At 56.1% G+C, this 22219-nt stretch carries 19 protein-coding genes; 11 read left to right on the top strand and 8 right to left on the bottom strand.

From position 1 onward, the window contains the following. The first annotated feature begins 14 nt into the window (after positions 1-14). Positions 15-461 (top strand): hypothetical protein, encoded by a 447-nt coding sequence (locus tag AB4K05_RS10665; protein ID WP_368479955.1) that lies wholly within the window; start codon positions 15-17, stop codon positions 459-461. Positions 462-502: 41 nt separating this feature from the next. Here AB4K05_RS10665 and AB4K05_RS10660 read toward each other — a convergent pair whose 3' ends face one another. Both AB4K05_RS10660 and rnz read right to left on the bottom strand, forming a co-directional pair. Next, the gene (locus AB4K05_RS10660; protein ID WP_368479954.1) at positions 503-1498 is read right to left on the bottom strand and encodes a chemotaxis protein; all 996 of its coding nucleotides are present in this window, start codon (positions 1496-1498) and stop codon (positions 503-505) included. A gap of 64 nt (positions 1499-1562) precedes the next feature. Continuing rightward, positions 1563-2483: a ribonuclease Z gene (rnz, locus tag AB4K05_RS10655; RefSeq protein WP_368479953.1), complete on the bottom strand. Its 921-nt coding sequence runs from the start codon at positions 2481-2483 to the stop codon at positions 1563-1565. Between the two features lie 43 nt (positions 2484-2526). On the opposite strand from rnz, the gene AB4K05_RS10650 reads away from it, so the two are divergent. The 9 genes from AB4K05_RS10650 (at position 2527) to AB4K05_RS10610 (ending at position 12165) form a co-directional block, all read left to right on the top strand. After that, positions 2527-2988, top strand: a complete 462-nt coding sequence (locus AB4K05_RS10650) for a GNAT family N-acetyltransferase (protein WP_368479952.1) — start codon at positions 2527-2529, stop codon at positions 2986-2988. A gap of 168 nt (positions 2989-3156) precedes the next feature. Further along, on the top strand, positions 3157-4449 hold the full coding sequence (gene menF, locus AB4K05_RS10645; protein ID WP_368479951.1) for an isochorismate synthase MenF: 1293 nt from the start codon (positions 3157-3159) through the stop codon (positions 4447-4449). Between the two features lie 79 nt (positions 4450-4528). Continuing rightward, complete coding sequence (gene menD / locus AB4K05_RS10640) at positions 4529-6199, top strand: 2-succinyl-5-enolpyruvyl-6-hydroxy-3-cyclohexene-1-carboxylic-acid synthase (protein WP_368479950.1); 1671 nt, start codon at positions 4529-4531, stop codon at positions 6197-6199. Then, positions 6196-6957: a 2-succinyl-6-hydroxy-2,4-cyclohexadiene-1-carboxylate synthase gene (menH, locus tag AB4K05_RS10635; RefSeq protein ID WP_368479949.1), complete on the top strand. Its 762-nt coding sequence runs from the start codon at positions 6196-6198 to the stop codon at positions 6955-6957. The genes menD and menH overlap by 4 nt, the downstream gene beginning before the upstream one ends. Before the next feature lie 14 nt (positions 6958-6971). Beyond that, complete coding sequence (gene menB / locus AB4K05_RS10630; protein WP_368479948.1) at positions 6972-7829, top strand: 1,4-dihydroxy-2-naphthoyl-CoA synthase; 858 nt, start codon at positions 6972-6974, stop codon at positions 7827-7829. Beyond that, complete coding sequence (menC, locus tag AB4K05_RS10625) at positions 7829-8794, top strand: o-succinylbenzoate synthase (RefSeq protein WP_368479947.1); 966 nt, start codon at positions 7829-7831, stop codon at positions 8792-8794. Before menB ends, menC begins: the two co-directional genes overlap by 1 nt. Then, positions 8791-10158, top strand: a complete 1368-nt coding sequence (menE, locus tag AB4K05_RS10620) for an o-succinylbenzoate--CoA ligase (RefSeq protein ID WP_368479946.1) — start codon at positions 8791-8793, stop codon at positions 10156-10158. The genes menC and menE overlap by 4 nt, the downstream gene beginning before the upstream one ends. Positions 10159-10328: 170 nt before the next feature. Then, positions 10329-10871 (top strand): YfaZ family protein, encoded by a 543-nt coding sequence (locus AB4K05_RS10615; protein WP_368479945.1) that lies wholly within the window; start codon positions 10329-10331, stop codon positions 10869-10871. Positions 10872-10968: 97 nt separating this feature from the next. Further along, on the top strand, positions 10969-12165 hold the full coding sequence (locus AB4K05_RS10610) for a nicotinamide mononucleotide deamidase-related protein YfaY (RefSeq protein ID WP_368479944.1): 1197 nt from the start codon (positions 10969-10971) through the stop codon (positions 12163-12165). Here the strand turns inward: AB4K05_RS10610 and glpC are convergent. From glpC to glpA, 3 genes are read right to left on the bottom strand one after another with little or no spacing between them, the layout of a single operon-like run. After that, positions 12137-13348 carry an anaerobic glycerol-3-phosphate dehydrogenase subunit GlpC gene (gene glpC, locus AB4K05_RS10605; RefSeq protein WP_368479943.1) on the bottom strand — a complete coding sequence of 404 codons (1212 nt, stop codon included), beginning with the start codon at positions 13346-13348 and terminating at the stop codon, positions 12137-12139. The genes AB4K05_RS10610 and glpC overlap by 29 nt on opposite strands. After that, the gene (gene glpB, locus AB4K05_RS10600; protein ID WP_368479942.1) at positions 13345-14604 is read right to left on the bottom strand and encodes a glycerol-3-phosphate dehydrogenase subunit GlpB; all 1260 of its coding nucleotides are present in this window, start codon (positions 14602-14604) and stop codon (positions 13345-13347) included. The genes glpC and glpB overlap by 4 nt, the downstream gene beginning before the upstream one ends. After that, positions 14594-16222: an anaerobic glycerol-3-phosphate dehydrogenase subunit A gene (gene glpA / locus AB4K05_RS10595; protein ID WP_368479941.1), complete on the bottom strand. Its 1629-nt coding sequence runs from the start codon at positions 16220-16222 to the stop codon at positions 14594-14596. The genes glpB and glpA overlap by 11 nt, the downstream gene beginning before the upstream one ends. A gap of 250 nt (positions 16223-16472) precedes the next feature. Here glpA and glpT point away from each other — a divergent pair, with 250 nt between their 5' ends. After that, the gene (glpT, locus tag AB4K05_RS10590; protein ID WP_368479940.1) at positions 16473-17825 is read left to right on the top strand and encodes a glycerol-3-phosphate transporter; all 1353 of its coding nucleotides are present in this window, start codon (positions 16473-16475) and stop codon (positions 17823-17825) included. 54 nt (positions 17826-17879) lie between these two features. Here the strand turns inward: glpT and yfaE are convergent, their stop codons facing one another. The 3 genes from yfaE to nrdA all read right to left on the bottom strand — a co-directional run bounded on the left by yfaE (position 17880) and on the right by nrdA (position 21712). Then, positions 17880-18134, bottom strand: a complete 255-nt coding sequence (gene yfaE, locus AB4K05_RS10585; protein WP_368479939.1) for a class I ribonucleotide reductase maintenance protein YfaE — start codon at positions 18132-18134, stop codon at positions 17880-17882. Further along, positions 18134-19264, bottom strand: a complete 1131-nt coding sequence (gene nrdB, locus AB4K05_RS10580) for a class Ia ribonucleoside-diphosphate reductase subunit beta (protein ID WP_368479938.1) — start codon at positions 19262-19264, stop codon at positions 18134-18136. Before nrdB ends, yfaE begins: the two co-directional genes overlap by 1 nt. Before the next feature lie 162 nt (positions 19265-19426). Further along, positions 19427-21712: a class 1a ribonucleoside-diphosphate reductase subunit alpha gene (nrdA, locus tag AB4K05_RS10575; protein WP_368479937.1), complete on the bottom strand. Its 2286-nt coding sequence runs from the start codon at positions 21710-21712 to the stop codon at positions 19427-19429. Between the last annotated feature and the right edge of the window lie 507 nt (positions 21713-22219).

Below are 22219 nucleotides of genomic sequence, written 5' to 3'. Positions count from 1 at the left end.
AAAACGAGATATTAATGAGTCGAAAACTGGTCGTGGCGCTGCTTTTATTATTGTCTCCTGTCGTTAAAGCGGAACAATTGCTCGTGAGTTTAATTTGCGTTGAAGAGTCCGACTTTAATAATCAGACGCAAGCTAACGGAGCTATGCTGGTTGATGTTAAAGCCTCGGATGATAACGTCGGATACGCGGTCACTAAGTTCATCTCAAAGGACGGTGATATGAAACAAGGCATGACCTACTTCAAGGCGATGTCAAAAACACAACAGGATAAAAATGAGGATTTCGTTCTGTTTAGCACGAGGCAAAACCCAGCGGATATTGGCAAAGATGCCGATTTTTTAGGGATTAATTTTAAGAACGTTGGTACAGCGGACGGGCCTTTATATCGTGCTGTCATGGGTCGCGGTCACGATAAAGAGTCTACCAGCCATGCGGGATATTTTTGTGTAGAACAAAAATAAATATGAGCCGCCAGCTCACCTGGCGGTTCATATTGAGCCCGCTATCGTACCGCGTGCAGCGGGTTTTCCCCTTTAGCGCCAGCCTTATTGAGCACCTGCTCAATCACTGAAGCCAGTTCGTTAATCTCAAACTTAGCAACATAGCCGTCGGCATTAACCTTGCGAATATGATCTTCGTTGGCGTTGCCGGAAAGCGAAGAGTGGATCACCACGGGAATATTTTTCAATCGCGGATCGGTCTTGATCTTGCGGGTAAGGGTAAAACCGTCCATTTCCGGCATCTCAAGGTCGGTCAACACCAGCGCGATTTTATCGCTGACCGGAATGCCTTCCTGCGCCGCTTCCTGTGCCAGTCGCTCAATTTTCTCCCACGCCTCTTTGCCGGTAACGTGCAGCTGCGCCGGAATATCCATGGCTTTCAGCCCTTTTTCTAGCATTGCACGCGCGACTTTCGAGTCTTCGGCAACGATGGCGGTGGCGCCCGCTTTAATATTGAATTTACGCGGACTCAGCTCTTTGGCGTGCAGGTCGTGGTTGGCAGGGGTGATGTCGTAGAGAATTTGCTCAACGTCGATAACCATCGCCAGGTTGTTGCTCTCTACGTGATCGTCAAGGCAGGCGATGCTGGTGATGTACTTACCGTTGACCGCTTTCTCAGCGGTGTGGATTTGCGTCCAATCGAGGCGGGTAATATTCTCCACGGATTCGACGGCAAACGCCTGCACGCTGCGAGCGTATTCGGTGATCAGCAGAATATTCAGCCCATTTTTAGGCTTACAGCCTGTGACCGCCGCAAGATCGATAACCGGGATAATCTGATCGCGAATGTTCACCATCCCCATCAGTGGCGGTTTAATTCCGGCAGGACGGGTGAAGCTCGGCATCGGGACAATTTCCCGTAGCTTGAAGACGTTAATGCCGTAAAGCTCGGAGGCGTCATTTTGCGACGCGGCACCCAGCCGAAAGAGCAACAGCTCAAAACGGTTGGACAGCGTCAGGTTGGCCCTGTCGTCGATCTCTTTTTGGAAGTTATCCATGGTGCCCTCAGCGTGGTAAAGCGTAATCTCGATAGCAGAGTTATCGGCACCGATGGGCAAAACGTTATGACAGTGTGAAGGTGGCGAAATCTTCCGCCAGTTCGCATTGTGGAAAATGCTGGTGGCATTCGGCCAGCAGACGCCGACAGCCTTCGGCATCGTAGCGGGAACTGACGTGGGTTACGATAAGCCGCTTGGCGTTCGCCGCGCGCGCCAGTTGGGCTGTTTGCTCGGTTGAAGAGTGACCACGGCTGTTGGCTTTTTCAGCCATCGATGCCTCGAGCGTCGCTTCATGCACCATCAGATCGACATCACGAGCCATTTCCAGCGCCGACTGGCAGGGGGCGGTATCACCAAAAATGGCGATCTTTTTACCGGGCGTCGGCGGTGAGATAAAGTCTTTACCATTCACTTCCCGGCCGTCGGCCAGCGTCAAGGACTCACCGGCTTTCAACCGCTGGAACAGCGGGCCGAACGGCACGCCGGCCTCAATCAGCCGTTTACCGTCGAGTGCGCCGGGCTTGTCATGTTCTTCAATGCGAAAACCGTAACACTCGACCGGATGATTTAGCGGATAAGCGGTGACCGTGCGCAGGCCGTCATCGAGAATTTCTCCGCCGGTGATTTCAACAATCTCCAGCGGGAAGTCGGTCCACGAACCGCTTAGGCGCAGGCTCGTTTCAACAAACTCTCTGAGCCCCTTCGGGCCGTAAATGGTCAGCGGATGCACGTTGCCTGCCATAGAACGACTACAGATAAGACCCGGCAGACCGAATAAATGGTCGCCATGTAAATGGCTAATGAAGATGCGCTCGATTTTTCCCGGATGGAAGGCGGTGCGTAGCATTTGGTGTTGAGTCCCTTCGCCGCAGTCAAAAAGCCACAGCCCCGGCTGCGTCGGGTGTTGCAGATGCAACAGCATTGCTGTTACGTTGCGGGTTCGGGTGGGTACGCCCGCAGATGTACCTAAAAACGTCAATTGCATAGTGCCGCGCCCCTGGCGGTAAAAAAGGTTTAAGGAGCCTACCATGATTCGCTGGCAAGATTTGCACCATTCTGAACTCAGCGTCCCGGAACTGTACGCACTGCTAAAGCTGCGTAGCGAGGTTTTTGTCGTCGAGCAAACCTGCGTTTATCTCGATATCGATGGCGACGATCTGGTCGGTGAGAATCGCCACCTTCTTGGCTGGCAGGGCGACCAGCTTGTGGCCTATGCACGTATTCTGGTGAGCGACGACGCGCTGGAGCCGGTGACGATTGGTCGGGTTATTGTTAGTTCTGTGGTGCGCGGCGAGCGGTTGGGATATCAGTTGATGGAACGAGCGCTCGCCACCTGCGAGCAGCGTTGGCCGACTCGCGCGCTGTATCTCGGCGCACAGGCACATCTTCATGGCTTCTACGCCCACTTCGGTTTTATGACCGTCACTGATGTCTATGACGAAGACGGCATTCCTCATGTCGGCATGGCACGAGAAGCCCTGCAAGCTTAAGCGATAAACCGTCCTGCAACCCGTACTATTAGCGTCTATAGTAAAGGCAAAGGGCGTTGTTTATCAGTGTGATATTGCCATCATTGCGATTCGCTCCCTCATCGTGGGTACTGCTTTTTATCCTTAGTACCCCGTATACTATGTGGTTTTTATGATAGGGAGGTTCGCGTGCTTTCGATTTTAGCGGCGTTGCAGAGCCTGTCAGGGCATTTGACAGACGATTTTCCTGCGTTGCCCGGCACGCGAATTTTTGAAGTTTCATTCCCTCTTAGCGATGCGTTCGACCCGCTGGCTTGGCTTAGCGCGCAGCCGGTATGGCCGCAGTTTTACTGGCAGCAGCGCAGCGGGCATGAAGAAATTGCTGCCCTTGGCGCGGTGCAGACCTTCTCATCACTGGCGCTGGCCAATGCTTTTCTGGCGACGCAGGCCCGTGATGACATTCATCTCTGCGGCGTCAACGCCTTTGCCCCTCAGCATGCCATGCTGTTTTTGCCGCGCCTGACCTGGCAGCGCAAAGCGGGGCGAGCGGTGCTCCGGCTAAATTTGTGGAGCGATACGTCGTTGCAATCCGATGCCCAACGCGCCCGCGAATGCTTGGCCTCACTTTGTGCCGCGCACTCCTCTTTTGAATTCACTTTACAGCAAGAAAGTGAAACCCATCGCCCTAATAAAGCAGGCTGGTGCCGGCTGGTTAATCAAGCAACCCAAGCGATTGCTGACGGCGAATTCACCAAGGTGGTGCTGGCGCGGGCGACGGATCTTGTCTTCAGCGACGGACTTAACGCCGGGGCATTGATGGCTGCCAGCCGCCGGGTCAATTTCTCTTGCTATCATTTCTATATGGCCTTTGATGCCCAGCGGACGTTTCTGGGTTCCTCGCCGGAGCGCCTGTGGCGTCGGCGCGGTACGCAGCTTGAAACCGAAGCGCTGGCTGGCACCGTTGCAGGGCATGACGATGACACCACCGCGCGGCGGCTGGGCGACTGGCTGATGAAAGACGACAAGAATCAGCGCGAAAATGGCCTAGTGGTGGAAGATATTTGCCAGCGCCTGCGGGGAATGACGCGAACGCTGGACGTTTTACCCGCTGAAATTGTGCGGCTGCGTAAGGTTCAGCATCTGCGTCGGCGTATCCAGGCTGAACTCAATACGCCCGATGACACCTGTTGCTTGCTACAACTGCAGCCAACCGCAGCGGTAGCCGGGCTACCCCGCGCGGCGGCGCTGGCGTTTATCGAGCGTGAAGAACCTTTTACCCGTGAATGGTACGCCGGGTCAGCCGGGGTGCTCTCGCGACGGCAAAGCGAGTTTTGCGTCACGCTGCGTTCGGCGATGGTTGAGGGCAACAGGCTGCGACTGTATGCGGGCGCCGGTATCGTCGAAGGCTCCGACCCCGAACAAGAATGGCAAGAAATAGAAAACAAAGCGGCGGGACTGCGTTCATTGCTGTTCTCTGAATAGAACATTATCGATTCATATCAAGATTCTACTAGGTCGTAGTATTTATACTGAGTCGCACTATTTGATACCGGACAAATTCATGTCAGTAAGCGCATTTAACCGACGCTGGGCGGCGGTGATCCTTGAAGCATTAACCCGTCACGGCGTGCGGCATATCTGCATTGCGCCGGGGTCACGTTCGACGCCACTGACGCTGGCTGCGGCGGAAAATCGCACCTTTATCCATCACACCCATTTTGACGAGCGCGGTCTGGGACATTTGGCATTAGGGCTGGCAAAAGTGAGCCAGCAGCCGGTGGCGGTGATTGTCACGTCCGGTACGGCGGTGGCAAATCTCTATCCCGCCCTGATTGAAGCCGGGTTAACCGGCGAGAAAATTATTTTGCTGACGGCGGACCGTCCGCCGGAGCTGATCGACTGTGGCGCAAACCAAGCCATTCGCCAGCCGGGCATGTTCGCCTCGCACCCCTCGCAGACCGTTTCATTGCCGCGTCCAAGCCAAGATATTCCCGCTCGCTGGTTGGTGTCGGTGATCGATGACGCCTTAGGCTCTTTGCATTCCGGTGGCGTACACATCAACTGTCCGTTTGCCGAACCGTTATACGGCGATATGGATGAAACCGGCCATACCTGGCAGCAGGCGCTGGGTAACTGGTGGCAAAGTGACAAGCCTTGGCTGCGCGAAACGTTGCATCAGGAAAGCGCTGTTCAGCGTGATTGGTTCTTCTGGCGGCAGAAGCGCGGTGTGATTGTCGCCGGGCGAATGAGCGCGGAAGAGGGCAAGTTAGTCGCTGAATGGGCGAAAACGCTGGGCTGGCCGTTGGTTGGCGATGTGTTGTCGCAAACCGGTCAGCCGCTGCCTTGCGCCGATCTGTGGCTGGGTAATCCTGCCGCCGTGAACGAGTTGGCTCAGGCACAGATTGTGGTGCAACTGGGCAGCAGCTTAACCGGCAAGCGGGTGCTGCAATGGCAGCTCTCCTGCGAACCGGACGAATACTGGCTGGTGGATACCCTTACTGGTCGTCTCGACCCGGCGCACCATCGCGGTCGTCGTCTGGTGTGCAATATTGAACGCTGGCTGGAGCAACATCCGGCTGAAAAGCGGACGCCGTGGGCGAAGGTTATCCCAACGCTGTCTGGACAGGCTTGGCAAGCGGTCGCACAAGAGAGTGAACGCTTTGGCGAAGCACAGCTGGCGCACCGTATTCGCCGCTACTTGCCGGATCAAGGGCAACTTTTTGTCGGCAATAGCCTAGTGGTGCGCCTGATTGACGCTCTGGGACAGCTTCCTGCGGGTTATCCGGTGTATAGCAACCGCGGTGCCAGCGGCATCGATGGACTCGTTTCTACCGCAGCCGGCGTGCAGCGCGCCAGCGCTCGGCCAACTTTGGCTATCGTCGGCGATCTGTCCGCGCTGTACGACCTAAACGCATTGGCTCTGCTGCGCCAGGTATCGGCACCGTTGGTGCTTCTTATCGTCAACAACAACGGCGGGCAGATTTTCTCCCTGCTGCCGACGCCGGTTCCCGAACGCGAACGTTTTTACACGATGCCGCAGAACATCCATTTTGAGCATGCAGCCAAAATGTTTGGTCTGCGCTACCAGCAGCCGCAGGATTGGGATGCGCTGGAAGAGGTGTTAAGCACGGCGTGGACGACGCCTGCCACCACCGTGATTGAGCTGGTGGTGAATGACACCGATGGCGCGCAAACTTTGCAACACCTGCTGGCGCAGGTCAGCCAGCTATGATGCTACACGCCGTCGCCAAATCCGTAGACTCAGCCCAACCGTGGCTGGTGTTTCTGCACGGCTTTTCCGGCGACAATCGCGAGTGGCAGCCGGTTGGCGAGGCGTTTACGCAAGTGAATCGGCTGTATGTCGATCTTCCCGGTCACGGCGGTTCGGCGGCCGTGCGGGTGAAGAACTTTGCTGAAGTCGCCGAATGGCTTAAAGCAACACTGCTGAGTTTCAACATCCTGAACTATTGGCTGGTGGGATATTCGCTGGGCGGACGGATTGCCATGCACTACGCCTGCCGTGCGCAGCCGGAGGGTTTGGCTGGGGTGATCGTCGAAGGAGGACACCCAGGCCTGAACGAAGCCTGCGAACGTCAACAGCGCCTGCACAACGACCAGCAATGGGCGCATCGCTTCTCCAGCCAGCCGCTGGCAGAGGTTTTCCAAGCTTGGTATCAACAGCCGGTATTTTCCAGTCTGACGACGGAACAGCGCGACGCGCTGGTAGACCGACGTCGGCATAACGATGGCGACGCTCTGGCCGCGATGCTGCTGGCAACGTCGCTGGCGGTGCAGGATGACCTGCGCCCGACATTACGTCACAGTACTGTTCCTTTCTGGTATCTCTGCGGTGAGCGTGACGCTAAGTTTCGCACCATCGCCGAGGAACTCTCGCTCCCTTACCGCATTATTCGTGATGCCGGGCACAACGCGCACCGGGAAAATCCCGCGGGCGTGGTCGCGTGCTTGGCGCAGATTCTGCCTTTCTGAAAATAGGACTCGCTATGATTTATCCTGATGAAGCTATGCTGTACGCCCCAGTCGAGTGGCATGATTGTTCCGAAGGTTTTACCGACATTCTTTATGAAAAATCCACCGACGGCATTGCCAAAATCACCATTAACCGCCCTGAGGTCCGTAATGCTTTCCGTCCTCTGACGGTGAAAGAGATGATCCAAGCGATGTCCGATGCACGCTATGACGACAACATCGGCGTCATTATCCTGACCGGTGCTGGCGACAAAGCGTTCTGCGCGGGCGGCGATCAGAAGGTTCGCGGTGACTACGGCGGATACCAAGACGACAGCGGCGTTCATCACCTGAACGTGCTGGACTTCCAGCGTCAGATCCGCACCTGTCCAAAACCGGTTGTTGCCATGGTGGCGGGCTTCTCCATCGGCGGCGGTCACGTACTGCATATGATGTGCGACCTGACCATCGCGGCAGAAAACGCCGTCTTCGGTCAGACTGGTCCAAAAGTCGGCTCCTTCGACGGCGGCTGGGGTGCATCCTACATGGCACGTATCGTTGGGCAGAAAAAAGCGCGTGAGATTTGGTTCCTGTGCCGTCAGTACGACGCGAAAGCGGCACTGGATATGGGCCTGGTCAACACCGTGGTTCCGCTGGCCGACCTGGAAAAAGAGACCGTGCGCTGGTGTCGTGAAATGCTGCAAAACAGCCCAATGGCGCTGCGCTGCCTGAAAGCTGCGCTGAACGCCGACTGCGATGGTCAAGCGGGTCTGCAGGAGCTGGCGGGTAACGCCACCATGTTGTTCTACATGACCGAAGAAGGTCAAGAAGGGCGCAACGCGTTTAACGAAAAACGCCAGCCAGACTTCAGCAAATACAAGCGTAACCCATAATGCGTAGCGCGCAGGTTTATCGCTGGCAGATCCCGATGGATGCGGGTGTGGTTCTGCGTGAACGGCGACTGAAAACCCGCGATGGGCTATTCGTGTACCTGCGTGATGGCGAACGGGATGGGTGGGGAGAAATCTCCCCCCTGCCGGGATTTAGCCTTGAAACGCTGGATGAGGCGCAAGCGGCATTGCTAGCTTGGGCCACGGCCTGGCGACAGGGTGACGACGTACTTTTACCCAACGTTCCTTCCGTGGCATTCGGGGTCAGCTGCGCGCTGGCGGAGATGACCGACGCGCTGCCGCAGGCGGCGGACTACCGCGCTGCGCCGCTGTGCACCGGCGACCCGGATGAACTGGTGCTTAAGTTGGCAGAGATGCCCGGCGAGAAGGTTGCCAAAGTTAAAGTCGGGCTGTATGAAGCGGTGCGCGACGGCATGGTGGTTAACCTGCTGTTGGAAGCTATCCCGGAGCTGACGCTGCGCCTTGACGCTAACCGCGCTTGGACGCCGCTGAAAGCCCAGCAGTTCGCCAAATACGTCAACCCGGACTACCGCTCGCGTATCGCTTTTCTTGAAGAACCTTGCAAAACTCGCGACGATTCCCGTGCTTTCGCCCGCGAAACCGGCATCGCCATTGCTTGGGATGAAAGTCTACGCGAAGCGGATTTCCGTTTTGCAGCCGAGCCGGGAGTGCGGGCGGTGGTGATAAAACCGACCCTCACCGGTAGTCTGGCACGGGTGCAAGAGCAGGTTGCTGCCGCCCACGCGCTGGGGCTGACGGCGGTCATCAGTTCCTCCCTTGAGTCGAGCCTTGGCTTAACCCAACTGGCGCGTATTGCCGCGTGGCTAACGCCGCAGACGATGCCGGGGCTGGATACGCTGAATCTGATGCAGACGCAGCTTATCCGCTGCTGGCCCGACAGCCCGCTGCCGTGCGGAGCGATTGAGGATATGGAGCCGCTGTTGTGATATTTAACACCTGGCCGTGGCGTCATTGGGCGGCCCTGTACGGCGCGGCACCCGCGCTGCGACTGGATGATGAAACCGTCAGTTGGTCCGCGTTATGCGAACGTATTGACCAACTGGCGGCCGGTTTTCAGGCGCAGGGCGTAAGCCCGGGTGACGGCGTTGCGCTATGCGCGCGTAACCGTCCCGAGACAGTTCTGGCTTGGCTGGCGCTGCTTCAGTGCGGGGCGCGGGTATTACCGCTGAATCCGCGTCTACCTGCGTCGCTTTTGGGCGAGCTGTTACCGGGACTTACGCTCAGCCATTGCCTCAATCTTGAAACATCCGAGCATCACGGGTTGCCTGCGCTGCAGCTGTTAATGCGCGATGGTTATGCTGAAATCGCCTGGCAGGCGCAGCGTTTTGTCTCGATGACGCTCACCTCCGGCTCGACGGGATTGCCGAAAGCAGCGGTACACAGCGCCTCGGCGCATCTTGCTAGTGCCGAAGGCGTGTTAAGTTTGATGCCGTTTTCCCGCCAAGACTGCTGGCTGCTGTCGCTGCCACTGTTTCATGTCTCCGGACAGGGGATTTTCTGGCGCTGGCTGCGGGCGGGCGGTCAAATGGCGATTAGCGAGCGAGCGCTTGCTGATGCGCTGGTCAACTGTTCCCACGCATCTTTGGTGCCAACTCAGCTATGGCGTCTGCTTAATGACTCATGTCCACTCACCCTGAAATCGGTGCTGTTGGGGGGCGCAGCGATTCCTGCGGCGCTCACCGAACAGGCGGAGCAGCAGGGTATCCGCACTTTCTGCGGTTATGGTCTAACCGAGTTCGCCTCTACCGTTTGTGCGCGTGAAGCTAATGGCGGTGATGATGTCGGCACGCCGCTACCGGGTCGCGAGCTGCGGCTGGTTGACGGTGAAATTTGGCTGCGGGCAAACAGCATGGCGGCGGGCTATTGGCGCGAGGGTCAATTAGTCCCATTGGTGAATGCACAGGGATGGTTTGCGACCCGCGATCGCGGCGAGATGTGCGACGGCAAGCTGCGCGTTATTGGCCGTCTCGACAATCTTTTTTTCAGCGGCGGTGAAGGTATTCAGCCGGAAGATGTCGAACGGGTCATTGTGCAACATCCGGCCGTATCCCAAGTTTTTATTGTGCCTGTCGACGATGCAGAGTTTGGGCAGCGCCCGGTGGCAGTGGTGGATGCCGACGCGACGATAGATTTTTCGGTGCTGGCGGATTGGGCGAAGGATAGGCTCGCCGGATTCCAGCAACCTTGCCGCTGGCTGTTTTTGCCCGATGCGATGAAAGGCACGGGGATTAAAGTCTCCCGGCTTCAGCTTGCACAGTGGGTCTGCACGCAAAGTAATGGTGAAAAATAACCCCACTCAATTGATTAAATATTAATTATCATTATCGCTGATATATTGGTCGTAATTCGTTACAATCCTAGCGATTATTGCCTATTCAGGACGTTGAATCCTCAGTGTATCGCAGTACAATTCTGCAGATTGTGGGCGTTTATTTTTTGCATTTGCGTGAAAGGATTAAGATGAAAAAAAGCGTGTTATTTGGCCTTGCGGGGTTAATGTTTGTTTCGGCGTCAGCGAGCGCCGTTAGTTTTAACGGCCAAGCGGGTAAAGATTATACCAACCTAGGCTTTGGCCTCGGCACTGAGACTGCGGGTCTTGCATTAACCGGTAACTGGACGCACAACGATGACGACGGCGACGTTGCGGGTTTGGGCTTGGGGCTGAATATCCCTCTGGGACCTTTGATGGCGACGGTTGGCGGTAAAGCCGTTTACACCGATCCTAACGACAGCGATTCCGGCTATGCGGCAGCGGTTGGTGGCGGCCTGCAGTGGAAAATCGGTGATAGCCTGCGTCTGTTCGGCGAGTACTACTACTCACCAGACTCACTCTCCAGCGGTATCGAAAGCTACACCGAAGCGAATGCGGGCGCGCGCTATACCATTATGCGTCCTATCAGCATTGAAGCGGGTTATCGCTACCTGAACCTCGCGGGTAAAGACGGTCACCGCGACAACACCGTGGCCGATGGCCCGTACGTTGGCGTGAGCGCATCGTTCTAATCTCCCTCCGGCGCGGCGGCACCGCTGCGCCAGTTTTCGCTTCTTAAATTCTTTCTCTGCGTTATAGTAAAACGTCCTCTTTTTATTGGAGAAAGTAATGATAACGGTTGAGATGCTGTCTACGGGTGACGAAGTCTTATCGGGACAGATTGTCGATACGAACGCCGCCTGGCTTGCCGATTTTTGTTTTCAGCATGGAATTCCCCTGTCCCGGCGTAACACCGTTGGCGATAATCTCGATGATTTGGTCGCGATTTTGCGCGAGCGCAGCACACAGGCGGATATCCTGATTGTGAACGGTGGCCTAGGGCCGACCAGTGATGATTTAAGCGCGCTGGCGGCGGCGACCGCCAAAGGCGAATCGCTTATTCTGCACGAAGAGTGGCTGGCGAGCATGGAGCGCTTTTTCAATGAGCGTGGACGAGTCATGGCGCCGAGCAACCGTAAGCAGGCGGAAATTCCCGCCAGCGCCGAGCTGATTGATAACCCGGTCGGCACCGCCTGTGGATTCGCCGTTAAGCTCAACCGCTGTCTGATGTTTTTCACCCCCGGCGTGCCGTCGGAATTTAAGGTGATGGTCGAAAGTGAAATCCTGCCGCGGATCCGCAAGCGTTACCCTGTCGGCGAGCCGCCGGTCTGCCTGCGCTTGACCACCTTTGGCCGTTCTGAAAGCGACCTCGCCCAAAGCCTGCAGCATCTTGATCTGCCGCCCGGTGTCACCATGGGCTACCGCTCTTCAATGCCGATTATCGAACTGAAACTCACCGGACCTGCGGAACACCATGACGCGATGCTGGCGCTGTGGCCGGAAGTGCAGAAAGTGGCGGGTGAAAACCTGATTTTTGAAGGCACAGAAGGGCTGCCGGCGCAGATAGCGCGGGTGCTGAAAGAAAAGCAGCTCAGCCTGACGTTAAGCGAGCAGTTCACCAGCGGGCTACTGGCGCTCCAGCTTTCCCGGGCGGGTGCGCCGCTACTGGCCAGTGAAGTGGTGCCGCCACAGGATGAAACGCTGGCGCATACCGCGCGCTGGGCGGCGGAACGACGGGTGAGCCACTTTGCAGGATTAGCGTTGGCGGTGAGCGGTTTGGAATCAGAGCACATCAATATTGCGCTCTCCACCGCTGAACATACCTACGCGCTGCAGCTAAAGATCAATAATCCGCGCCACAGTCTGGAGGTGCGTCAGGAAGTCTGTGCGATGATGGCGTTAAACATGCTGCGTCGCTGGCTGAACGGACGTCCGATTGCCAGCGAACACGGCTGGATTAATGTGGTGGATTCGCAGGTGCTGTAAGCGCCTGTGCCAGCAGAGAAATTGGATGTTCACAGCGTTTGCTGGTGGACATCTCAATTTGCCATTTACAGGTTTCGCAATCCGTTATCACTAGGTCTGCATCACTCTCTTCTATTTGTGCAAACAGCGGTGCGCCTATCGCTTGGGACGTCGGGTAGTTCTCCGATTTGAATCCGTAGGTTCCGGCAATGCCGCAGCATTGGGACTCCAGCACCTGTAGCTCAATTCCGGGGATACGTCGCAGCAGTTCCAGCGTGTACAGCGACCAGCCCATTTTCTCCATATGACACGGCGTGTGATAAACCACCTTCAGCGGCAGCGCCTGAAGCGGTAGCTCTGCGCCTTGGTCAAGCCTGCGCCACAGCCAGCGGGTTGCCAGCTCGATGTTGTCGCGCAGGTCGTGATTATCCACTTCCAGCAGGTGCGGATATTCATCGCGCAGGGTGAAGGTGCAGGTGGAGGAGGTCGCCACTACCGGCAGCCCCTTATCGCCGATGGCTTCGCGCAGGGAGGTGACGTTACTCTGTGCCTGCCGCCGGGCTTTATCGAAAAAGCCGTTGGCTATCAGCGGCACGCCGCAGCACTTTTCTTTGCTCAGCAACTGCACGCCAATGCCCATCGCATTCATCACTTTGATGAGATCCAGCCCGAGCTGAGGATGGTTGTAGTTGACGAAACAACCGTGGAAAAAAGCGACCTGTTCGGCGAACTGCGCCTGTTGCGAAGCAATTCGTTGATAGCGGTGGCGAAAGGTGCCCCACGAATATTTCGGCAGACTGCGGCGGTGGTCGATTTTTAGCGCCGCATCCAGCAGTTTTTGCACCGGTTTCAGGCCGGTGGCAGCGTTGACCAGAGGGGCAAACGGTGTGGAAAGCGTGCCCATCAGGTCGGTATGGCTGAGGATAGCATCGCGCAGTCCCGGCTTTTGCTGACCGTAGTCGGCGCGGGCGCGCTGGATGATATCGCCAATTTTTACGTCCGATGGGCAGGCAACTTCACAGCGTTTGCAGTTAATGCAGTATTTCAGCGCTTCATCGTACAGCGCGCCATCTTTACGCCTCAGCCGCTCTCCGTCTGGCCCGGCCTGTTTTGGCCCTGGATAACGTGGATTAACGCGGCTGACCGGGCAGACGGTGGTGCAGACGGTGCATTTGATGCAGTTTTCAAAACTTTGCTGGCTCATGCCTGACCTCCAGCTAAACGATTTATCTGCTCGGCGGCATGCAGCGCGGTGACCGCGCAGACGCCGCCACCGCAGCCTTGAGCGATAGGATCAAAACCGCCCAATACTGAGCCAATAGCGAACAGGTTGCTGAACGAAATGCCATTCAGTGCAGGGTGCAGGGCATCGTCAACAATGACGCCTGACTGCTGCCACGGCTGTGAGGCAAAGAAATCATGGCGATACCACTGGGCACGCGGCGTGGGTTGCAGAGTATCCAGCCCCATAATGGATTCGCGAATGCTTTGTCTACCGGCGCTCAGACCGTTGCTGAAAAAGCTGCCGCTAGCGAGCACCGCATAGCGCGGGCGCAGCGGAATGTCACCGTGATTGCGCGTCCAGATGGCGCTGACGGTGCCGTTGGCATGATCTATCTGCTTGACCTCATCACCCGCCATCCAGATACCGCCCTCGGCGACAAATTGCCGCATGAGCGCCGCATGCAGACGCATGCCGGGAACCGATGGCGGCAGAGTGGGCACTAAATGCAGCGGACAGGGGAGATTCGCGTTCAGCCAGTCGAACAGCGTGCTGTCGCGCAGGCCAAAACAGGCGGGCATGAGCAGCGCATCGTGGCCTTCACACAGCGGCAGCAGTGCCTGATGTAATGCCGACCAGTGGGTTTGATTGTCCAGCACGCGGGCAATATTCACCGCACGAAATTCGGTTGGGTTTTCCCGTAGCGCGTCCAGTTCCGGCAGGTCAATCTCGGCGGTTTCAACCTGTATTCCCGGCTGCTGCAGCTTTCCTGCCGCCAGATGCGGTTGAAAATCGAGAAATCCGCTGATACCTACCACGCAAAAACGCTGGCCGGCAAGCGGAGCCAGCGGTACTTCCGGAGGGCTAAGCCAAGCCGTCCGTTGGGTGCCCAGCGGGGTTATCCGCTGATGAGATTGTGCGGCTTCGCCCACCATCGTCATCCCGCATTCTGCCAGCAGCGCTTGGGTTTGACGGGCATATTGCAGCACGCGGGAAGCACCGAGACGGCTATAAGGGTGATTTGGAGATTGTTCAGCCAGTTGTGCTAGCCCTTGCGAAGGATCGCTGACCGGTTGTCCATCGGGCAGGGCGCTTAATAAATCCAGTGAGCCCGAGGAGAAGTGCAGTGCGCTCTGACCACGGCTGATGATGGCGCAGCGTAATCCGGATTTTTGCAGCTGTAGCCCGCAGAGTAAACCTGCCAGTCCGCCGCCGACGATCGCGCAATCAAAGTTCATCTTCTGGCTCCTTTTGTAAACCGCACAGTCCGAGATAGACCCAGCGGGTCAGTTCGCTTTCGCGCAGCGCGTCGCCCCAGGCAATAGGCTCGACCCCTTTCCAGCGTTCGTTAAGAAACTCGGATAGCTGCGTCAGCGTTTGGGTTGTTTGGGTCACGTTAAAGCGTTGCAACAGGCCACTGGCCCGGCAGGCACACAGTTCGCCCTGGCAGGTGCCCATGCCGACGCGGGTGCGGCGGCGTAGATCCAGCAGGCTATTGACCTCTAGGTTCTCGACGGCGTACTGCACTTCACCGGCGGTGACGGCTTCGCATTCGCACACCACGCTACGATGCAGACGGCTGTTGCCCAGCCATGATGGCGTGCGGTCACCGTGGCGATAGACCGCAGAACCGCGCAGCGGCGCGGGTAGCGAAATCATCCGTTGCAGCGTCTTTTCCGTGGGTTCTTGTGAACCGGGTAACGGCGTTTCGGCGGTGGTGCACGGGCGAGTGTGATTGAGTTTGCGACAGACGGCGTCGGTGGCCCATTCGGCCATCAGGCGGTAGGTCATTAGTTTGCCGCCGGTAATGGTGATAAACCCTTCTAAACCGTCACGTTCCGCGTGGTCGAGTAGCACTATCCCCCGGCTGACGTTGCGACCGCTTGGGTCATCATCGCTGGCGACTAACGGACGTACCCCGCAGTAGGCGCGTAAAATGCGCGTGCTGGCGATAGCCGGGGCCAGTTTTTCCCCTTCGCGCAGCAGAATGTCCACTTCGTCTGCGGTGACGCGGCAGCTATCAATATCGCGATAGTCAATGTGGGTGGAGGTGGTGCCAATCAGCGAGATGGTATCACCGGGAACCAGAATATCGGCGTCTGCCGGTGGTCGACAGCGGTTGATAACCTGCTGGTTAATGCGGTTTTCGAAAATCAGCAGCGAGCCTTTCGCCGGGAACATGCGGATGCTCAAGTCGGCATATTCCGCAATCCGCTGTCCCCAGATCCCGGCGGCATTGACCACCACCGGGGCATACAGCTCGCGCGTTTCGCCACGGGCCGGATGATAAAGGGTTACGCCACGTACCCGGTCACCTTGGCGAATTAACCCCGTGACTTGATGGCCGGTGAGAATAGTGGCGCCGTGTTCACGAGCATCAAGCATGTTGGCGGCAGTGAGGCGGAAGGGATCAACGGTGCCGTCCGGCACGCGAACCGCACCGATAAGCGCCGGATTGACTGCCGGTTCAAGGCGTCTTGCCAGCGCCGGTTCTATTGCGTCGGCCTGAATTCCGGCATTGAGACAAGCGTTAATAAAGCGCTGCTGGTAGGCCATGTCATCTTCGGGCAGGGTGATAAACAGGCCGTTGGCCGGTTCAATACAATGGCGGGCGATACGGCGTAGGATTTGATTTTCGCTGATACATTCGCGGGCGGACTCGCTGTCGGTCACCGCGTAGCGCGCGCCGCTGTGCAGCAATCCGTGGTTGCGGCCGGTCGCGCCAGTGGCGATATCGAAGCGTTCAACCAGTACGACCTTCAAGCCGCGTAGCGCACAGTCACGGGCGATACCGGCTCCGGTGGCTCCGCCGCCAATGATAATCACATCGCTGTCTTGGGGATCGCGGATTGTCATTGTGTTCCCTTATGTTCGTTTTTTACCATTTAGCCACATTAATAACGTGGATTGTTTGATTTCGAACATAATCGAGCGTTCAACGAAAATAAAACGTGATTTCGTGCGTGTTTCTACGCATTTTGTCATATTTCTGTAACAGTCTGTGCGTTGTTTCACAGTAACAATCGCCGTGATTTTTTAACATCAGCGCCTCTCTGGAACCGGTGCAGTGATACCCGGTAATAAAAACATGGCCACGGAGGCTATTATGCTCAGTATCTTCAAACCTTCACCGCATCGGGCGCGTCTGCCTGCAGCCGAGATCGACCCCCACTATCGTCGCCTGCGTTTGCAAATCTTCCTCGGTATTTTCTTCGGCTATGCCGCCTATTATCTGGTGCGTAAAAACTTTGCGCTGGCGATGCCGTATCTGGTTGAGCAGGGCTTTTCTCGCGGGGATTTAGGTTTTGCGCTGTCCGGGATCTCTATCGCCTACGGTTTTTCGAAATTTATAATGGGCTCGGTATCGGACCGCTCAAATCCGCGTGTATTCCTGCCTGCCGGGTTGATTATGGCGGCGGCGGTAATGCTGTTTATGGGCTTTGTGCCATGGGCAACGTCCAGTATTGCGATAATGTTCGTGCTGCTGTTCCTCTGCGGTTGGTTCCAGGGAATGGGCTGGCCTCCGTGTGGACGGACGATGGTGCACTGGTGGTCGCAGAAAGAGCGCGGCGGTATCGTTTCGGTGTGGAACTGTGCGCATAACGTTGGCGGCGGTATTCCTCCGCTGCTGTTCTTGCTGGGGATGGCGTGGTTTAACGACTGGAAAGCGGCGCTGTATATGCCGGCTTTTGGCGCAATTGTCGTGGCGATCATTGCCTTTGCGCTGATGCGCGATACCCCGCAATCCTGTGGTCTGCCGCCGATTGAAGAGTATAAAAATGACTATCCGGACGATTACAGCGAACAGAATGAAGAAGAGCTGACCGCCAAACAGATCTTCATGAAATACGTCCTGCCCAACAAACTGCTGTGGTACATCGCAGTGGCGAACGTGTTTGTCTATCTGCTGCGCTACGGCATTCTTGACTGGTCGCCAACCTACTTAAAAGAGGTGAAGCACTTCGCGCTGGATAAATCTTCTTGGGCGTACTTCCTGTATGAGTACGCAGGTATTCCGGGAACGCTGATTTGCGGCTGGATGTCGGACAAGGTATTTAAAGGCAACCGTGGCGCTACAGGCGTGTTCTTTATGACCTTGGTGACCATCGCTACGGTGGTTTATTGGCTCAACCCGCCGGGCAATCCGCACGTAGATATGATTTGTATGATTGTGATTGGCTTCCTGATTTACGGTCCGGTGATGCTGATTGGTCTGCACGCGCTTGAGCTGGCACCGAAGAAAGCGGCGGGAACGGCGGCGGGCTTTACCGGCCTGTTTGGCTATCTGGGCGGGTCGGTTGCGGCAAGTGCCATCGTTGGCTATACCGTCGATTTCTTCGGTTGGGACGGTGGCTTTATGGTGATGATTGGTGGCAGCGTGCTGGCGGTGTTACTGCTGATTGTGGTGATGATCGGCGAGAAACGGCATCACGAGGAAATGCTGGCGCGTAAACGATAAGTTTGCCGGGCGGCGGCTTCGCCTTACCCGGCCTACGGGGTGGGTAAGGCGATATTACATCTCGATTTCAATATCGCCTTTTGCCTTGCAGCAGCAAGGCAAAATTTCGCCCGGCTGAATGAAGGCTAGCGGTTCGGTTAGCCAGTCAACCTGACCAGACACTAAACGGCAGCGGCAGGAGCCGCAGTAGCCTTCGCGGCACTGGTATTCCACCTCAACGTTATGAGATTCCAGCGCCGCCAGCAGGGACGGGTGTTCATCCTGGCACTGTAAACGTGTGCCAGAGATGCGCAGAAAGACGCGGCTCATTAGAGCTGGAAGTTGCTGAGATCGTCAGTATCGACTTCCGCGTCAATCTGGCCAACCAGGTACGAGCTGACTTCCACTTCCTGCGGTGCCACCTGAACGTTATCGGACACCAGCCAGGTGTTGATCCACGGAATCGGGTTAGAACGGGTCTGGAACGGCAGATCCAGGCCAACCGCCTGCATACGGATGTTGGTAATGTACTCAATATACTGGCACAGAATGTCTTTATTCAGGCCAATCATCGAGCCGTCACGGAACAGATATTCAGCCCACTCTTTTTCCTGCACCGCGGCCTGCACGAACAGGTCGTAGCACTCTTGCTTACACTCTTCAGCAATGTCTGCCATTTCTGGGTCGTCTACGCCGCTGCGCAACAGGTTCAGCATATGCTGAGTGCCGGTCAGGTGCAGCGCTTCGTCGCGGGCAATCAGGCGGATAATCTTGGCGTTGCCCTCCATCAGCTCGCGTTCAGCGAAGGCGAACGAGCAAGCGAAGCTGACGTAGAAGCGAATCGCTTCCAGCGCGTTAACGCTCATCAGACAAACGTAGAGCTTTTTCTTCAGCTCGCGCAGGTCGACGGTGATAGTTTTGCCGTTAACGGTGTGTGTGCCAACGCCCAGTAGGTGCCAGTAGCTGGTCATTTCAATCAGCTCGTCGTAATAGCTGGAGATGCCTTCTGCACGTTTTTGGATCTGTTCGTTGGTGACGATGTCATCAAAGACAATCGCCGGATCGTTAACGATATTGCGGATGATGTGGGTGTAAGAGCGTGAGTGGATGGTTTCCGAAAATGCCCACGTTTCAACCCAAGTTTCCAGCTCTGGAATGGAAATCAGCGGCAGCAGCGCGACGTTCGGGCTACGGCCCTGAATGGAGTCCAGCAGGGTCTGATATTTCAGGTTGCTGATGAAAATATGCTTTTCGTGTTCCGGCAGCGCTTGGTAATCGATGCGGTCGCGGGAAACGTCAACTTCTTCCGGACGCCAGAAGAAGGAGAGCTGTTTTTCAATCAGCTTTTCGAAGATGTCATATTTTTGCTGGTCGTAGCGTGCCACGTTGACCGGCTGGCCAAAGAACATCGGCTCTTTGAGCTGATCGTTTTTCGTCTGTGAAAAAGTGGTGTATGCCATTGATGTCAATCCTGTCTGGAGAGTAATGCCGGATGGCGTTTACTTACCTGCTTACAATATCATCGAAAATAAATCCGTATAGTCAATAGGGCTTCTGTGTCGTAAGCCGATTAATACGGAAATAAAAGGCCGGGTCAGCGTAGCGCTGCCCGGCAATCATTATTAGATCTTACAAGCGCCGCTTTCGCAGCCGTCGTCCTGAATGGACGGAGCCAGATCGTCTTGTGAATCTTCTGCACCATCACGGGTGTTTTGGTAGTACAGGGTCTTCACGCCAAATTTATAGGCGGTGAGCAGATCTTTGAGCAACTGCTGCATCGGCACTTTGCCAGACGGGAAGCGCGTCGGGTCATAGTTGGTGTTAGCCGAGATCGACTGATCGATAAACTTCTGCATAACGCCAACCAGCTGCAGGTAGCCGTCGTTGTTTGGCATTTCCCAAAGCAGCTCGTAAGCATTTTTCAGGTGCTCGTAGTCCGGCACAACCTGACGAAGAATGCCGTCTTTCGACGCTTTGATGCTGACGTAGCCGCGCGGCGGCTCGATGCCATTGGTGGCGTTGGAGATCTGCGAAGAGGTCTCAGACGGCATCAGAGCAGAAAGCGTGGAGTTACGTAAACCGTGAGTCTTAATTGACTCGCGAAGCGCTTCCCAATTCAGGTGCAGCGGTTCGTTGGTGATAGCATCCAAGTCTTTCTTATAGGTATCGATAGGCAAGATGCCCTGGGAATAGGTGGTTTCGTTGAACCACGGGCATGCGCCTTGCTCTTTCGCCAGCTCGTTAGAGGCCTTCAGCAGGTAGTACTGGATGGCTTCGAAAGTCTGGTGAGTCAGGTTGTTGGCGCTGCCGTCGGAGTAGCGCTTGCCGTTCTTCGCCAGCCAATAAGCGTAGTTAATCACGCCAATGCCCAGAGTACGACGGCCCATCGCACCGCGTTCAGCCGCTTTGATTGGGTAGTCCTGGTAATCGAGCAGGGCATCGAGTGCACGCACGGCCAGTACCGCCAGCTCTTCGAGATCATCGAGGCTATCGATAGCGCCGAGGTTGAAGGCTGACAGCGTACACAGGGCAATCTCACCGTTTTCGTCGTTGACGTCGTCCAGCGGTTTGGTCGGCAGAGCGATTTCCAAGCACAGGTTAGACTGACGTACCGGCGCGATGGTCGGGTCAAACGGGCTGTGGGTGTTGCAGTGGTCGACGTTCTGAATGTAGATACGGCCAGTCGAGGCGCGTTCCTGCATCATCAGCGAGAACAGTTCAACCGCTTTCACGCGCTGTTTGCGGATGCTGCTGTCGTTTTCATATTGCACGTACAGGCGTTCGAATTCGTCCTGGTTGGCGAAGAAGGCATCGTACAGGCCTGGGACGTCAGACGGGCTGAACAGGGTGATGTCGCCGCCTTTCAGCAGGCGGGTGTACATCAGTTTGTTGATTTGTACGCCGTAGTCCATGTGACGCACGCGGTTGCCTTCAACGCCACGGTTGTTTTTCAGCACCAGCAGGCTTTCCACTTCCAGATGCCACATTGGGTAGAACAGCGTTGCTGCACCGCCGCGTACGCCGCCCTGAGAACAGGATTTCACTGCGGTCTGGAAGTGCTTGTAGAACGGGATACAGCCGGTGTGGAATGCTTCACCGCCGCGGATTGGGCTACCCAGCGCACGAATGCGACCGGCGTTAATGCCGATACCGGCACGCTGGGAAACGTATTTCACAATGGCGCTGGAGGTGGCGTTGATAGAGTCAAGGCTGTCGCCGCATTCGATCAGTACGCAGGAGCTGAACTGGCGAGTTGGCGTACGCACGCCGGACATAATCGGCGTTGGCAGCGAAATTTTGAACGTGGATACCGCGTCATAGAAGCGCTTCACGTAGCTCAGACGGGTGTCACGTGGGTAGTTGGAGAACAGGCACGCAGCGACCAAGATGTAGAGGAACTGGGCGCTCTCGTAAATTTCGCCGGTGACGCGGTTCTGCACTAGGTATTTGCCTTCCAGCTGCTTCACGGCGGCATAGGAGAAGGTCATGTCACGGTCGTGAGCGATAAACGAGTCCATCTGCTTGAACTCTTCTTCCGTATAGTCTTCCAGCAGATGATTGTCGTATTTACCAAGATTGACCATGCGCTTAACGTGATCGAACAGGGCCGGTGGCTCGAACTGGCCGTAGGCTTTTTTGCGCAGGTGGAATACCGCTAAGCGCGCGGCCAGGTACTGGTAGTCAGGCGCTTCGCTGGAGATCAGGTCTGCGGCGGCTTTGATGATGGTTTCATGAATGTCAGACGTCTTCATCCCGTCGTAGAACTGGATGTGGGAACGCAGCTCAACTTGGGAAATTGAAACGTTATGCAACCCTTCAGCAGCCCAATCCAGCACGCGATGAATTTTGTCGAGGTTGATGCGTTCTGTGCGGCCGTCACGCTTAGTCACCAGCAGACTCTGATTCATGTATTTATACCCTGTCCGTGAAAAGAAAAATGTCCCCTGCTTATCCACAACAACGGTTGTAGTAAAACCTGTGGATAAATACTATATGTAGGGGGTCGTTGATTAATTGAACGCTATATGGTGAGTATTCTAGTAGGGATTCTTTTGAGTACAAGAGTTGATTTTGATGTTGAATTGAGGTTGTGAAAGCATAAAAAAGGCGAAGTCCACGGCGCATAAGGGCTGGCGGGGATGTCAATAATTTGCAAAAAAAAATGAAAATTTGATCGAGTGCTGATTTCTTCATCGAAGGGCTGTGTTGCGCAATATGACTTGGCGCAAATTGCTCGTACCCAACCTACCAATGATTGGTAGGGGACAGTAGGCCTGGTAAGCGCAGCGCCATCAGGCATTGAAGCTCGGAGTTATGCCGGATGGCGACGCTGTCGCGGCTTATCCGGCCTACGGTTGGTGCGGATATGTAGGCCTGATAAGCTCAGCGCCATCAGGCATTGAAGTTCGGAGTCA

Source organism: Kluyvera sp. STS39-E (assembly GCF_040932435.1).
Lineage (GTDB): Bacteria > Pseudomonadota > Gammaproteobacteria > Enterobacterales > Enterobacteriaceae > Kluyvera.
This window is presented reverse-complemented; position numbering and strand designations above follow the sequence as displayed.